We start from the raw sequence: 14,554 nt of genomic DNA, 5'->3' as shown, positions 1-14,554 counted from the left end.
GTTCTAGTATTGTTAGAAAGGTGAAGCTGACCATATGCAAATGGGAACGATTCTGGTAGTGGATGATGAACAGCCTATTGCTGATATATTGAAGTTCAATCTCGAAAAAGAGGGCTACGAGGTGATCTGCGCCTTCGACGGCAACAGTGCTGTCGAGCTGGCGTTATCCAAACGCCCGGATCTGATGCTGCTCGACCTGATGCTGCCCGGCAAGGACGGAATGGATGTGTGCCGTGAGGTTCGCTCGGCGCATCTGGATATTCCGATCATTATGCTGACTGCCAAGGACGGTGAGATTGATAAAGTGCTGGGTCTGGAGCTTGGCGCTGATGATTATGTGACCAAGCCGTTCAGCACCCGGGAGCTGCTGGCCCGGGTGAAGGCACAGATGCGCCGCCAGCATAAGCCGGCTCCGTCAGAGGCGCCAACTGAGCCCGTGGAGAGCAAGCAGGGCGTCTACCATTTCGGGCTGTTCATCGATACGGATATGTACATGGTCTACAAGGACGGTGAGCCGCTCGATCTGACGCATCGGGAATATGAGCTTCTCTACTATATGATCCGCCATGCCGGGAAGGTTATGACGCGGGAGCATCTGCTGCAGGCCGTATGGGGCTTCGAGTACTTCGGCGATGTGCGGACGGTGGATGTGACGATCCGCAGGCTCAGAGAGAAAATAGAGGAGAATCCCAGCAAGCCGGAATATATCCATACCCGGCGCGGACTCGGTTATCTGATGCATAGCCCCAAAAACGGAGGGTTGTGATGAAAGCATTGTCCTTTTTCCGGACGATCCAGGCCAGACTTATCGTGATATATGTACTGTTGATTCTGATTGCGATGCAGCTGATCGGCGTATACTTCGTCAGCTCCATGAAGAACTCATTGACGGATAACTTCACCAAGGACCTGAAGGCCCGGGCCGAGATGCTCTCGATCCTCACCGCAGACAAGTTCGGCAGCGAGACGGGAACCGCCGATGAGGAATCGGCGGTGGAGAGTCTGCGCGGCATGGTGAACAATCTCTATATTAACGGCGCGGAGATTCAGGTGCTCGACGCGAGCGGCAAGATTATTACTACATCAATCCCCTCCCAGAATGATTATGTGGGCCAGCGCAACACGCAGACCGTGGTCAGCCGCGCCCTGCAGGGCATCAGCGACAATGAGGAATATATCATCGCGGATGATAATGTACGCAAAAAGGTAGTGGCGAAGCCGGTCATTTCCGGTGACAAGGTGGTTGGCGCAATCTATATAGCCGCCGATATGAAGGATCTCTATGCGACGATGAGCCGGATCAACAGCGTATTCCTCTCGGGCCTGCTGCTGGCCTTGGCCCTGACGGCAGTGCTCGGGGTCATTCTGGCCCACACGATTACCCATCCGATTAAGGAGATGACCAAGCATGCCACGGCTGTGGCGGAAGGCCGCTTCAACCGCAAGGTTCCTGTGTTCGGCAACGATGAGATCGGGCAGCTTAGCCAAGCCTTCAATTATATGACGGACAGGCTGCGCGAGGCACTGCTGCAGAATGAAGAGGAGAAGGAGAAGCTTACCTCCATTCTGGCGAATATGAGCGATGGGGTGGTGGCCACGGATGAGCATGGTGCGGTCATTCTGATGAATACGCGCGCTGCCCTGATGCTGGGGACCGACGGGCCGCTCCCGGAGGGAGCACCGCTCGGCGGGCTGCTTGGCCTGGACCACGAGCAGTCGGTATCGGTGACCCAAGGCATCGCCCAATCCGCTATGCTCCATCTATCGCCCATGGGCGGAGAGGACCCCAACATTGTGCGGGTTACCTTCACGCCGATTCACCGCCGGGAAGGCGGACGGATCGCCGGAACGATTGCAGTGCTGCAGGATGTTACAGAGCAGGAGAATCTGGAGGAATCGCGCCGGGAGTTCGTTGCGAACGTATCGCATGAGCTGCGGACACCGCTGACCACCATCAAGAGCTATGCGGAGGCGCTGGATGACGGCGCGCTGGAAGATCCGCAGCTGGCTGTGCGGTTCGTTGGAGTTATCCGCAATGAGACGGAGCGGATGATCCGCCTGGTGACCGATCTTCTGCATCTGTCGCGGCTGGACTCCAAGGAATCCAGTCTGCGCATCCAGCAGACGGATATCTCCGAGATGCTGGAGGATGTGGCCGACCGTTTCTCCTTCCAGATCCGCCAGAAGCGGATTCATATCAGCACCCGGGTGCACAAGGAGGTCGCCACAGCCTGGCTGGACCGGGACCAGATCGACCAGGTGCTCGGCAATCTGGTCTCTAATGCGCTGAAGTATACGCCGGAGGGCGGAACCATTCAACTGGAGGCGCAGAAGAATGAGGATGGAATGCTGGCTGTATCGGTCCGCGATTCCGGTATCGGAATTCCGAAGAAGGACATTGAACGTATATTTGAACGCTTCTATAGAGTCGACAAGGCACGCTCAAGGAACATGGGCGGTACCGGGCTGGGTTTGTCCATTGCCCGGGAAATTGTCAAAGCGCACGGCGGCTCCATTTCCCTGCAGTCTGAGCTGAATCAAGGCTCGCTGGTAACGTTCACGCTGCCTTTGATGAAGCAAAGGGGGAGTGAGGCGTGAAGGAGAAAATCAAGTCATGGGTGCTGGTGGTGCTCATTCTCGGAAGCCTGGTGGAGAGTTATTATCTGATCTATAGGCTGCCTGGGAGTGACTCGGCGGTGCTGTCCAAGAACCTGTATGTGAAGACGGATAATATGGGCCCCGAGGAGAAGGTCGAGAACCTGCTCTACCCGGACAGAATGGTCATCCATATGGGGGAGGACAAGCATACGCTGTTCTACCCCAGCTCCACCTTCTACAACCTGATTCTGAACCGTATGAACGGCCGCAGCTTCGAGAGCTTCCAGCGGCGGTCGGTGCAGGATTTCGACTGGGATAAGATCCGCCGCGAGAATCCCGGCATTGAGCTGTCATTCGGGTCTGGCATTCCGGTCACGCTGCTGCAGCGGGTGATGCAGATCTCGCCGGATTCCCTGTTCGAGGGGGAGAGTATTGACCGGATCTGGATCTACAATGTCAAGAATGATTCCAAGGCGCATGCCATCTTCTTCAGCACCCGCGGGGATATTGTGTATGAGGCAGCGAAGGCTGACCTTACCGTGCAGGATGTGCAGCAGCATGTGGACTTCGGCAGGAATCTGACCAGGTATACTACCGTGAACGGAGACTATTATCTGCCCGAGGCAGCAGTTCCGCTGGTCGAGGTGGCCATGCCTGCAGGGATGTATACTATCGAGCAGATGCAGAGCAATCTGTTCTTCGATGCGGGCAGTACCCGCTACATTCCCGAGAAGGACGGGTCCAAAATCTATACCGACAGCAAACGCAGCCTGCAGGTGGATCAGGAGCAGAACTGGATGAGCTACAGCGATCCGGCTGCCCTGCCTGACGGCGACAGCACTCCGGCCAAGGATGCGCTGGAGGCGGTCGATTTCGTCAACCGGCACGGCGGATGGAACGGAACCTACAGACTGGCCGCCACAGAGGAAGGCCGGCAGGACCGCAAGGTAACGTTCCAGCAATACTACGGGGCCTACCCGTCCGGCTCCTATCCGATTATGGGCAATCCGCAGCTTCAGTACGGTGTCATCCATCTGGAGCTGCAGCAAGGGACCGTCTCATCGTATGAACGTTCACTGATGTATATGGATGAGGGCAAGTCGGAGAAGACCATCGTGGAGCTGTCCGGCGGCGAAGCGCTGAAGCAGCAGCTGGCGCAGATCAATAATGTTCAGCGGATAACCGATCTTACCCCTGCATATATGCCTTCACTGAAGGAGAATAAGCTGCAGCTCCATCCGGTGTGGCGGGTCACGCTGCTTGACGGAAGTGTGCTGACGCTGAACTGAGGAATGTCTGAGGCAAGGATGATAAGGCTGTGATTCTTAAGGAGGGAAGCGGCATGGACTGGGGCAGGGCCAAAAGTGTACTGATATACGCCTTTCTGGTGCTTAATCTGCTGCTGTGTTATCAGCTGTGGGTGGATGTGCGCGATCAGGTCAGCGCAGGGCTGGACTTCACTTCCCTGTCCGCCGAGACCCAGGCGGTGATGGAGGAGAAGGATATCCGGCTGCTGTGCCCCATTCCGGCCGCCACTCCGCTGCTGCCGGATATTACTTACCGTTACTCCGGGGAGGAGCAGAACGAGCCGCCGGTGAAGCTGAAGGAGCCGATTGACAGCAAGCTGATGTATTCCTCGTTCTCCGAGCTCAGCAGCCTGCTGAAGGACGAGATTCCCGACATTGCCAATTACCGGTTCGATTCGCAGGAGAGCGAGGTAGGCAAGTTCGTGCTGCATCCGCTGGTAGACGGCAAGTGGTCTTTGTTCAGAGTGAGGCTGGAGCTGATTAACAGCGACCAGAAGATTGTAGCGTACCGCAGACCGCAGATTGAGATCGGGGCGAGCCGGAGCGATAACCTGCAGAAGGTGCTGCCGGCCTCGCAGGCGCTGAGCAGTCTGATCGAGAAGTATTTTCCGGCAAATGCGGCTGTGAAGGAGATTGAGCTGGGCTACTACGGGGAGCTGTTCAACTCTGAGAGCCAGGTGGCTTCGCCGATGTGGCGGTTCATCCTGGAGGACGGAAGCGCCTATTATATGGATGCAATCAGCGCGGACATTATCAGTCCCAAGACAACAGAGTAGAAGGAGCAGGAGAGATATGGGGATTTCATTTACAGTGCTGTCCAGCGGTTCTACCGGGAATGTGACAGTGGTGCGCAACGGCGAAACTACACTTATGATTGATGCGGGATTAAGCGCAAAGCGGATCGATGAGCTGCTGGCGATGCGGGAGCTGACGGGAACCGATCTGGACGGAATTCTGGTCACCCACGAGCATTCTGACCATATTAAAGGGCTTGGTGCAATGGCCCGCAAATATGATCTGCCGATCTATGCGAACCAGAACACGTGGGGGGCGATTGAGAAGGGAATCGGCAAGATTGCTGAGCATAACAAGGTTATTCTGGAGACCGGACAGCACCGGGATTTCGGCAGTATGCGGGTGGAGTCATTCGCAATCTCCCACGATGCTGCGGAGCCGGTAGCTTATAATTTCTACGATGGTAAGGAGAAGCTCTGCGTAGCCACCGACCTCGGGTATGTCAGCGATAAGGTGAGGGCGGCTATATCGGATGCCGATGTGCTGGTGCTGGAATCGAATCATGACATCGAAATGCTGCGGATGGGGCGGTATCCGTGGAACACCAAGCGGCGGATTCTGGGCGATCTGGGCCATCTGTCTAATGAGGCGGCAGGCGCAGCACTCAGCGAGATTCTGACAGGAAGGACCAAACGGGCCTATCTGGCACACTTAAGCAGAGACCACAATATGATGGATCTGGCGAAGATGTCCGTGCGCGGAGCGATGGAGGACCGGGGCTGCTTTTATAAAGACAGCGAATTCCGGCTCTGCGATACCTACTACGACCGGCCTACGCCATGGGATAAGGTGAGCCAGTCATAAGGCGGTCGATTTCGGTAACTTTGTGTTCCAGCTCCTGGCGGGAGAATACCCCTTTTTCAATCAGCAGCTCAATCATCGCATGTTGGACGAGAATCAGCTGATAGTGCTCATCCTTAAGGTCACCCAGCTTGCCGATAAACTGTACCAGATCATTACTTGCTGAAAAAGACTCCATCGTGTCCAGCCCTCCTTGGGGAAGCGAATGTTTTGGGGGAGTAAATTATTTACAACTTTTTTACACAGAAAAAATGCGGGCCGCACGGCTGCCTGTGATACAATCATAAAGAACGAACTAATACTATTGTAGTCTTTTAAGTTGCAAAATATTCCGGATACAAGCATTTGATATTTTGATAGCTTGTAAGAGTAAGAGACATCCCTTGCGCTTAGAACCCACAGAAATGTGGTGAATACATCATGTGAAACCTTTTAGCACTTCGTGAAGTCTAAGAGATATAGCGGTTAAGCTCGGGCGTGGTTGCTTGGCGTTCAGGTCATGAATGCAGTGGCAATAGAGGGGAGAGAAGGTAACGTGGGATTATTCGATGATGATTTCTATTCAACCAAGGTGTCGCGGCGCAGAAACGGCAAATCCGGTTCCTCCGGCGGCTTCGCTGAAGGTAAATGGGCAGTCCGTAAATCCAGGCGCTCTCTGGCTACCTGGCAGGTGGCGCTGATCTGCTCGCTCTGCAGTGCGGTAGTAGCCGTCCTGCTGTTCGGCACGGTAACAGGACAGTTCACCCGGGAGAAGGCACAGGCTCCGGTGATTATTGATAAAGTGGCTGCCAGCAGCTCCGACCCGTACGACCGGATCATTCAGGCAGCTGCACATGTCCGCCCTGCGGTAGTCAGTATTATTAACCATAAGGAAGATAACAAGGAACTCAATATTCTCGATGAATCGGCATTAGGCTCGGGAGTTATCTATAAGAAGGACGACAACAAGGCATTTATCATTACCAATAATCATGTTATTGAAGGCGCCGGTAAGCTGGAGATTGTAACGGTTGACGGCGAGACACGCAAAGCCGAGCTGGTAGGTGCAGACAAGGTCAGCGACATTGCAGTGCTCTCCATTGATGCCAAGGGCATCCATACGGTTGCAGAGATCGGGGATTCCTCCAAGCTGCGGCTGGGCGAGACCGTCATTGCCATCGGCAACCCGCTGGGTCTTGGCGACACGCTGACTTCAGGCATTGTCAGCTACACAGAGCGGACGATCCCCGTATCACTGAACCAGGATGGGGTATATGACTGGGAGCAGGAGGTCATTCAGACCGATGCGGCCATCAATGAGGGCAACAGCGGTGGGGCGCTGGTGGATTTGAACGGCAAGGTGATCGGAATCAATACGATGAAGATCTCCGATACGGGTGTAGAGGGCCTGGGATTTGCCATTCCGGCCAATCATGTCATGAATACGGCCAATGAGCTGACGGCCAAGGGGCGGATTGCCCGTTCGTACCTGGGCGTATATTCGGTAGATCTGAATAATCCGTATGTGCCGCTTGCCGAAGATCAGCGCAAGGAGCTGAATCTTCCGAAGGCAGTCACCGATGGCGTTGTGGTGCTGGATGCTGTTGGACCGGCGAAGGAAGCGGGACTGCAATTCAACGATGTGATTACGAAGTTCAACGACAAGCCGATTACCTCCACCCTGTCTTTGCGCAAATATCTGTACGATCATACCAAGATCGGCGACAAGCTGAAGATCACCTTCTACCGTAATGGTGAGGTGAAGCAGGCGACCGTGAAACTTTTGGAGAAACCGGGAGAATAAATTGGGAAACGGCTGTATATAATAGTGAAGCAGTCATGATCAAGGAAACGGTTCATGCCGTCCCCTGAAGAATAAATTAGGGGGCGGTGCCGTTTCAATAGTATGGCAACGGGGTAAAGAATAGTATGTATTTTTAATCTGCCAGCTCGTCTGGTAGCCCTTACATTGGGAGGGGGACCTGAAAAGGGAAAAACCGGAGAAAATAGGATGAGATAGCTTGCCTTTGTTATTGAGGTGTGGTAACATAAAATTACTTATACAGATACACATTGATACCTAATTCTCGTATTGAAAAGGGCTGTCAAGTTGGTGCAACCTTTCTCAATGTGTGAATTTTTTCTTTGTCTGAAGATAAAAAGAACATATTAATTTAAATTTGTGGAGGTAACACACATGCAAACAGGTACAGTTAAATGGTTCAACGCTGAAAAAGGATTTGGATTCATCGAAGTTGAAGGCGGAAGCGACGTATTCGTACACTTCAGCGCTATCACAGGCGAAGGCTTCAAGACTTTGGATGAAGGCCAACGCGTTGAATTCAACGTTGTTCAAGGCAACCGTGGACCACAAGCCGAAAACGTTGTAAAACTGTAATTAATTGAAGAACCGTCCCCGCTTGTGAAAGTTGGGACGGTCTTTTTTTATCAAAACCGAATAGAATAGTTATCTGAGCTTGCAGCATGAAGGAAGGAGGAACGGCAATGAACTACCGGAAGAAGCCTCTGGAGGAAGTACCAGAAGAAAATACTGCAATCTGGGCTTGCACTAACGATGAATGTAACGGATGGATGAGGGACAATTTCTCTTTTGAACATGCGCCCGAATGCCCTCTCTGCCATTCTCCGATGGTGCGCAGCATGAAGATGCTTCCGCAATTGCTTAATTCAAATGGCGATCTCAAGTCGCTTAAGAAAGGTATTTCCATTACCTAGACCCATGCCTTTATGAGACAAGAGCGAATACGCGTGAACAAATGTCAAGACGGTGAAACCGTCTTATTTTTTTTGCTTTATGAACGCGATTTTGTGATATTTGTCACAAATTTATTGATTTTAATGCTAAAACAGGGCGTATAGTGTGATTATTGTCACACTTACCTTGCCGGAAATTTGACAGAATAGACGTACCAATAGGGAGAAGGAAGGGGAGACACATGGATACAGTCATGCTGTCACGTATACAATTTGCGTCGACGACAATTTTTCATTATTTCTTCGTGCCGGTATCGATCGGACTAGCGCTCTTGATTGCGATCATGGAGACCATGTACGTCAGAAAAGGCGATGAAGAGTACAAAAGAATGGCGCAATTCTGGGGGAAGCTGTTCCTGATTAACTTTGCAGTCGGCGTCGTCACAGGGATTCTGCAGGAGTTCCAGTTCGGCATGAACTGGTCTGATTATTCCCGCTTCGTCGGTGATGTGTTCGGGGCTCCGCTGGCGATTGAAGCGCTGCTGGCCTTTTTCATGGAGTCGACATTCATTGGTATCTGGATCTTCGGCTGGGATAAGGTGTCCAAGAAGGTGCATCTGGCCTCGATCTGGCTGGTAGCTCTCGGTACGATGCTGTCCGCCTTCTGGATTCTCGCTGCCAACTCGTTCATGCAGCATCCGGTAGGCTTCGCTGTGAACAATGGGCGGGCGGAAATGAATGACATTTTCGCACTGATTACGAACGGCCAGCTGCTGGTGGAATTCCCGCACACCGTTCTTGCCGCATACGCTACAGGCGCCTTCCTGGTAACCGGGATCAGTGCTTACAAGCTGCTGAAGAAGCAGGAGATATCTTTCTTCCGTAAATCATTTGAAATCGCGGCGATTGTTGGCATTATCTCTTCGTTCGGTGTTGCTGTTGCAGGCCATGCCCAGGCGCAATATCTGGTGGAGACCCAGCCGATGAAGATGGCCGCTTCCGAAGGACTGTGGGGGAAGAGCGGTGACCCGGCACCTTGGACCGTGTTCGCCACCATTGATACAGTGAACAAAACGAATAAGAATGAAATACAGGTACCATACCTGCTCAGCTTCCTGTCGTACAGTAAATTCTCCGGTGAAGTGAAGGGGATGAATGAGCTGCAGGCTCAATATGAACAGGAGTATGGGCCCGGTAATTATATTCCGCCTGTCAAAACAACCTTCTGGAGCTTCCGGATCATGGTTGCGGCAGGTACGCTGATGATCGTCCTTGGCGTATATGCAATCTACCTCATGTGGCGCAAAAAGCTGGACAAACCAAATACCTGGTTCATGCGCTTCATGTTCTGGGGGCTGCTGCTTCCGCCGATCGCCAACACATCGGGCTGGATTATGACGGAGATCGGGAGACAGCCTTGGACGGTGTTCGGACTGATGACTACAGAGGATAGCGTGTCGCCTAATATTACGAGCGGTCAGGTGCTCTTCTCGGTAATCTCATTCACTGCGATCTATGCCATACTGGGTGCGGTACTGATCGGCTTGTTCATCAAGGTGATCCGCAAAGGCCCGTATGCGATGGATAATGATCACGGCGAATCCCACGATCCGTATAATAAGGAGGGATCCTCTCATGCTTTCTCTTAATGAACTGTGGTTTCTGCTGATTGGAGTGCTGTTCGTCGGATTCTTCTTCCTGGAAGGCTTCGACTTCGGCGTAGGAATGGAGACGCAGATTCTGGCCAAGAATGATACGGAGCGGCGGATACTGATCAACTCGATCGGGCCGTTCTGGGATGCGAATGAGGTGTGGCTGCTGACGGGGGCCGGTGCGATGTTCGCCGCCTTCCCGCACTGGTATGCCACGCTGTTCAGCGGATTCTACATTCCGTTCGTCTTCGCCCTGCTGGCGCTGATTGCCCGTGGTGTCGCCTTCGAGTTCAGAGGCAAGCGTGATTCCAAGGCATGGGTAAAGACATGGGATGTGTGTATCTTCTTCGGCAGCTTCCTGCCGCCGTTCCTGCTCGCTGTAGTATTCGCCAGCTTCATCAAGGGCTTGCCGATTGGCAGCGATATGGAAATGCACGCCGGATTCTTCGATATTGTAAATGGATATACCGTGGTTGCCGGAATTACAGTGGTGCTGATGTGTCTGGTTCACGGACTGATGTTCACCACGCTGCGGACGCTTGGCGATCTGCAGGAACGGGCGCGCAAGCTGGCCCAGAAGCTGCTGATTCCGCTCGCGGTGCTGCTGGTGGCCTTCATTGTCATGACGTACACGATGACAGACATCTTCGACAAGCGTGGTGTGCTGCTCTGGATTGTCGTAGTGCTGGGTGTTGCCGCATACCTGCTGGCCGGGTACTTCATGACCAAGAAGAAAGACGGCTTCGCCTTCGGAATGACCGGCGCGGTTATGGCGCTGTCGGTGGCTTCGATCTTCATCGGCTTGTTCCCGCGGGTGATGATCAGCTCGCTGGATCAGGCGTTCAACCTGACGATTACGAATGCGGCTTCCGGTCCTTATTCGCTGAAGGTGATGACGATTGTAGCGCTGACGCTGCTGCCGTTCGTGCTGGGCTATCAGATCTGGAGTTATTTCATCTTCCACAAACGGGTTCATGAGAAGGAGCATCTTGAATACTAATGGATAAAAATTTGCTTGGGTATAAAGGAGTAAAGCCTGTCTTCGTGCTGGTTGGCTTCCTTACCCTGGTGCAAAGCCTGTCCATTCTTCTGCTGGCGAAGTCGCTGGCGGAAGTTGTCTCTGCGCTGTTTGCGGGAGAACCGCTGAAGGAACAAGGGGCTAAAGTGCTCTTGTTCCTTCTTGCGTTTCTCGTGCGCCATGCCTGTGCCCTGCTGATGAGCAAGGCGGCTTACCGCTTCGCGGAAGCGACCGGCAGCAGCATGCGCAGACAGATGATGGATAAGCTGTTCCAGCTGGGACCGCGACTGGCTTACGACCGGGGAACCGGACATGTGGTCACCTTAGTGCTTGAAGGCGTCACTAAGTTCCGCACCTATCTGGAGCTGATTATACCCCGGATGGTCGGCATGGCGGTGACCCCCGCTCTGTTGCTCGTCTATGTGTATACGCAGGACACCTCCAGCGGCGTAATTCTTACTTTAACGATGCCGATTATCATCGTGTTCATGATTCTGATCGGGATGACGGCCCGCAAGCAGATGGACCGCCAGCTGAAATCCTACCGCACCTTGTCGAATCACTTCGTGGATTCACTGCGCGGGCTGGAGACACTGAAGTTCCTGGGGCGCAGCCGCAGCCACAGTGAGAGCATCGCTGCGGTCAGCGACCGCTACCGCTCAGCAACGATGCGCACCCTGCGTGTCGCCTTCCTGTCCTCCTTCGCCATGGACTTCTTCACCATGCTGTCCGTGGCATCGGTAGCGGTGAGCCTTGGCCTGCGGCTGGTCAATGAGCAAATGACGCTGGTGACCGGGCTGACAATCCTGATTCTCGCGCCGGAGTATTTCCTGCCGGTACGGCTCGTAGGTGCTGACTTCCATGCCACGCTTGACGGCAAGGAAGCGGGGGAAGCGATGAAGAGCATTATCGACCGGGAGACGGTGCAGGCGGAAGTGCTGGAGCCGGTTGAACGGGTAGGGGCAGACGGCGAGGGTGGAGAGTCGGCTGGAAGCTTTTTCACGTGGAACAATAGCAGTACATTGGAGCTTGATGCCGTAGGGATGAAGCACGAAGCGGAGGGTGCTGCGTCGCTGGATGCGGTGAGCCTTACATTCAACGGGTACTCCAAGATTGGGATTATCGGGGAGAGCGGAGCGGGAAAATCTACGCTGGTGGATATTCTCGGCGGCTTCCTCCATCCGACGGCCGGCACGATCAGCATTAATGGAACCCGGGTTAGTGCGCTTACGGATGAGGCTTGGCGCAAGCAGACGGCTTACATTCCGCAGCGTCCGTATATCTTCAGCGGCACGCTGGCGGATAATGTGCGCTTCTACTATCCTGAGGCTTCGAATGAAGCCGTGGAGGCGGCCTTGTCTGCTGCCGGTCTTGCGAGGCTGGTGTCCGCATTGCCCGGGGGCCTGGACGAGATGATTGGCGGGGGCGGACGTTCGCTCAGCGGAGGTCAGGAGCAGCGTGTGGCGCTGGCCCGTGCGCTGCTGAGCCGCCGCCCGGTGATGCTGCTGGATGAGCCGACGGCCCATCTGGACATTGAGACCGAATATGAGCTGAAGGAGACGATGCTGCCGCTGTTCGAGGGCAAGCTGGTGTTCCTGGCCACGCACCGCCTGCACTGGATGATTGACATGGATCTGATTATTGTCATGCAGCAGGGGCGTGTAGCCGAGACAGGCACGCACCGCGAGCTGATCGCCCGCAAGGGTGTATACTATGGGCTGATACAGAGTCAACTGGAGGGAATCCATTGAAACGTGAAGGATGGTTTGCTCCTTATTCGGCCGCTTACTTCTGGCGGTTCGTATTGATTGTTTTGTTGGGCGCTTTGACAGTTTTCTCTGCGTCCTCTCTGATGTATACCTCGGGCTTCCTGATCTCAAAAGCCTCGATTCCGCCGGAAAATATTCTGATGATCTATGTGCCGATTGTTGGTGTACGCACCTTCGGGACCAGCCGGGCTGTTATCCATTACGTGGAGCGGCTGGTCGGGCATGACACGATTCTGCGCATCCTGTCGAAGATGCGGGTCCGCTTGTATCATCTGCTGGAGCCGCAGGCATTGCTATTGTCTTCACGCTTCCGGACCGGGGACCTGCTTGGAATGCTGGCCGATGATATCGAGCATCTGCAGAATGTGTACCTGCGTACGGTCTTCCCGAGCATTATCGCGCTGCTGATCTACGGGGCGGCGGTGATCGCACTGGGAACCTTCGACTGGGCCTTCGCCCTGCTGATGGGGTTGTACATGCTGGTGCTGGTGGCCGTATTGCCGCTAATCTCCCTGCTGCTGACCCGTAAGCGCCAGAGTCAGGTGAAGCAGCAGCGCAACCGGCTGTACCAGAAGCTGACCGATGCTGTCCTCGGCCTGGGTGATTGGGTGATCAGCGGACGGCAAAGCCAGTTCGTCGACACTTATGAGGCTGACGAGCAGGCTGTGGCCCGCACGGACAGTGCGCTGCGCCGCTGGGCGCGGCTGCGCATGTTCATCGGCCAGGCTGTGGTTGGCCTTGGCGTGTTGTCGCTGCTCTACTGGGCAGGCGGCCAGTATGCTGACGGAGCCATAGCCGGAACGCTGATTGCCGCGTTCGTGCTGGTGGTGTTCCCGGTCGCGGATGCCTTCCTGCTCGTGTCCGAGGCTGTGGAGCGGATTCCGCAGTACCGGAATTCGCTGGAGCGCCTGGACGGCGTGGAAGCGGCGGCGGGGATTGCGCCGCAGGCGGATGCTGCCGGCTCTGCTGAGGCGGCAGCTGCTGTGGGGGCCATCCAGGCCAGCGGGCAGGCCTGCATTGAACTGAAGTCGGCGGGCTACCGCTATGCGGCGGGCGACGACTTCGCTGTTCAGGGGCTGGACCTGGCGCTGCCGCAGGGGCGCAAGGTAGCCGTGATCGGCCGCAGCGGAGCAGGCAAATCGACACTGCTCAAGCTGGTCCAGGGCGTGATTGCGCCGACCAGCGGGTCTGTGACGATGAACGGGCTTGACGCTGCGGCATACGGTGAGCGGATTCCGCAGCTCATCGCGGTGCTGAACCAGAGCCCGCACCTGTTCGACACGACGGTGGCGAACAATATCCGGCTCGGGGATCCGGGGGCTTCGGACGCTGCGGTCCGGCAGGCGGCCGGGCTGGCGAAGCTGGATGCGCTGATCTCCTCGCTGCCGGAGGGCTATGATACGCCGGTGCGGGAGGCGGGGCAGCGCTTCTCCGGCGGGGAGCGGCAGCGGATCGCGCTGGCCCGTATTCTGCTGCAGAATACGCCGGTGGTTGTGCTGGATGAGCCGACGGTGGGCCTCGACCCGCGCACGGAGCGCGAGCTGCTGGCCACCATATTCGAGGCGATGGCCGGCAAGACGCTGATCTGGGTCACGCATCATCTGGTTGGCGCCGAGCAGATGGACGAAGTGATCTTCATGGAGAACGGCCAGGTGGAGATGCGCGGCACCCATGCCGAGCTGCTGGCGACGCAGCCGCGTTACCGGAAGCTGTATGAGCTGGACCGCCCGGGGCAGTATTTGGATGCGGCGGACAGCGGGTAGAGGCTGGGATTAGAACCGAGGCAAGAGTGGAGTCTAGACAAAGATTGAGTCGAAACAAGTGTAGGTAATAGCGATGAAGCTCTTCCTGTCCCGCCCGGGGCGGGGAGGGCTTCTTAGCGTTTGGTCCGGATGTAATCGAAAAACCGACTATATTGGG

Annotated in this window: 13 protein-coding genes; 12 read left to right on the top strand and 1 reads right to left on the bottom strand. The window is 55.1% G+C overall.

Annotated elements, in window-relative coordinates:
• Positions 1-34 precede the first annotated feature (34 nt).
• The 5 genes from yycF to K1558_RS24145 are packed head-to-tail and all read left to right on the top strand — an operon-like array spanning position 35 to position 5,504.
• A complete protein-coding gene (yycF, locus tag K1558_RS24165) occupies positions 35-766 on the top strand; it encodes a response regulator YycF (RefSeq protein WP_238654493.1) in 732 nt (243 codons plus the stop codon).
• A complete protein-coding gene (gene walK, locus K1558_RS24160; RefSeq protein ID WP_238654491.1) occupies positions 766-2,598 on the top strand; it encodes a cell wall metabolism sensor histidine kinase WalK in 1,833 nt (610 codons plus the stop codon). Before yycF ends, walK begins: the two co-directional genes overlap by 1 nt.
• Positions 2,595-3,887 (top strand): YycH family regulatory protein, encoded by a 1,293-nt coding sequence (locus K1558_RS24155; RefSeq protein ID WP_238654489.1) that lies wholly within the window; start codon positions 2,595-2,597, stop codon positions 3,885-3,887. The genes walK and K1558_RS24155 overlap by 4 nt, the downstream gene beginning before the upstream one ends.
• Before the next feature lie 53 nt (positions 3,888-3,940).
• Positions 3,941-4,681, top strand: a complete 741-nt coding sequence (yycI, locus tag K1558_RS24150) for a two-component system regulatory protein YycI (RefSeq protein WP_238654488.1) — start codon at positions 3,941-3,943, stop codon at positions 4,679-4,681.
• A gap of 16 nt (positions 4,682-4,697) precedes the next feature.
• On the top strand, positions 4,698-5,504 hold the full coding sequence (locus K1558_RS24145) for an MBL fold metallo-hydrolase (protein ID WP_238654486.1): 807 nt from the start codon (positions 4,698-4,700) through the stop codon (positions 5,502-5,504).
• On the opposite strand, the gene K1558_RS24140 is transcribed toward K1558_RS24145, so the two are convergent.
• On the bottom strand, positions 5,473-5,679 hold the full coding sequence (locus K1558_RS24140) for a hypothetical protein (protein WP_238654483.1): 207 nt from the start codon (positions 5,677-5,679) through the stop codon (positions 5,473-5,475). The genes K1558_RS24145 and K1558_RS24140 overlap by 32 nt on opposite strands.
• Before the next feature lie 357 nt (positions 5,680-6,036).
• Between K1558_RS24140 and K1558_RS24135 the strand changes: the two genes are divergently transcribed.
• The 7 genes from K1558_RS24135 to cydC all read left to right on the top strand — a co-directional run bounded on the left by K1558_RS24135 (position 6,037) and on the right by cydC (position 14,397).
• Entirely contained in the window at positions 6,037-7,284 is a 1,248-nt protein-coding gene (locus K1558_RS24135; protein ID WP_238654482.1) for a S1C family serine protease, read from the top strand.
• A gap of 393 nt (positions 7,285-7,677) precedes the next feature.
• Positions 7,678-7,878: a cold-shock protein gene (locus K1558_RS24130; protein ID WP_039878010.1), complete on the top strand. Its 201-nt coding sequence runs from the start codon at positions 7,678-7,680 to the stop codon at positions 7,876-7,878.
• Between the two features lie 107 nt (positions 7,879-7,985).
• Positions 7,986-8,216: a cold-shock protein gene (locus tag K1558_RS24125; protein WP_238654479.1), complete on the top strand. Its 231-nt coding sequence runs from the start codon at positions 7,986-7,988 to the stop codon at positions 8,214-8,216.
• Between the two features lie 221 nt (positions 8,217-8,437).
• Complete coding sequence (locus K1558_RS24120) at positions 8,438-9,844, top strand: cytochrome ubiquinol oxidase subunit I (RefSeq protein WP_238654477.1); 1,407 nt, start codon at positions 8,438-8,440, stop codon at positions 9,842-9,844.
• Positions 9,831-10,847, top strand: coding sequence for a cytochrome d ubiquinol oxidase subunit II (cydB, locus tag K1558_RS24115; protein WP_238654475.1), 1,017 nt, complete (start codon positions 9,831-9,833; stop codon positions 10,845-10,847). The genes K1558_RS24120 and cydB overlap by 14 nt, the downstream gene beginning before the upstream one ends.
• On the top strand, positions 10,847-12,616 hold the full coding sequence (cydD, locus tag K1558_RS24110) for a thiol reductant ABC exporter subunit CydD (RefSeq protein ID WP_238654473.1): 1,770 nt from the start codon (positions 10,847-10,849) through the stop codon (positions 12,614-12,616). Before cydB ends, cydD begins: the two co-directional genes overlap by 1 nt.
• Complete coding sequence (gene cydC / locus K1558_RS24105) at positions 12,613-14,397, top strand: thiol reductant ABC exporter subunit CydC (protein WP_238654472.1); 1,785 nt, start codon at positions 12,613-12,615, stop codon at positions 14,395-14,397. The genes cydD and cydC overlap by 4 nt, the downstream gene beginning before the upstream one ends.
• Positions 14,398-14,554: the final 157 nt, after the last annotated feature.

It is taken from the genome of Paenibacillus piscarius (genome assembly GCF_022234545.1).
GTDB lineage: Bacteria > Bacillota > Bacilli > Paenibacillales > Paenibacillaceae > Paenibacillus_AQ > Paenibacillus_AQ piscarius.
The sequence above is the reverse complement of the archived record's forward strand: the minus strand, read 5'-3'. Positions and strand labels throughout refer to the sequence as shown.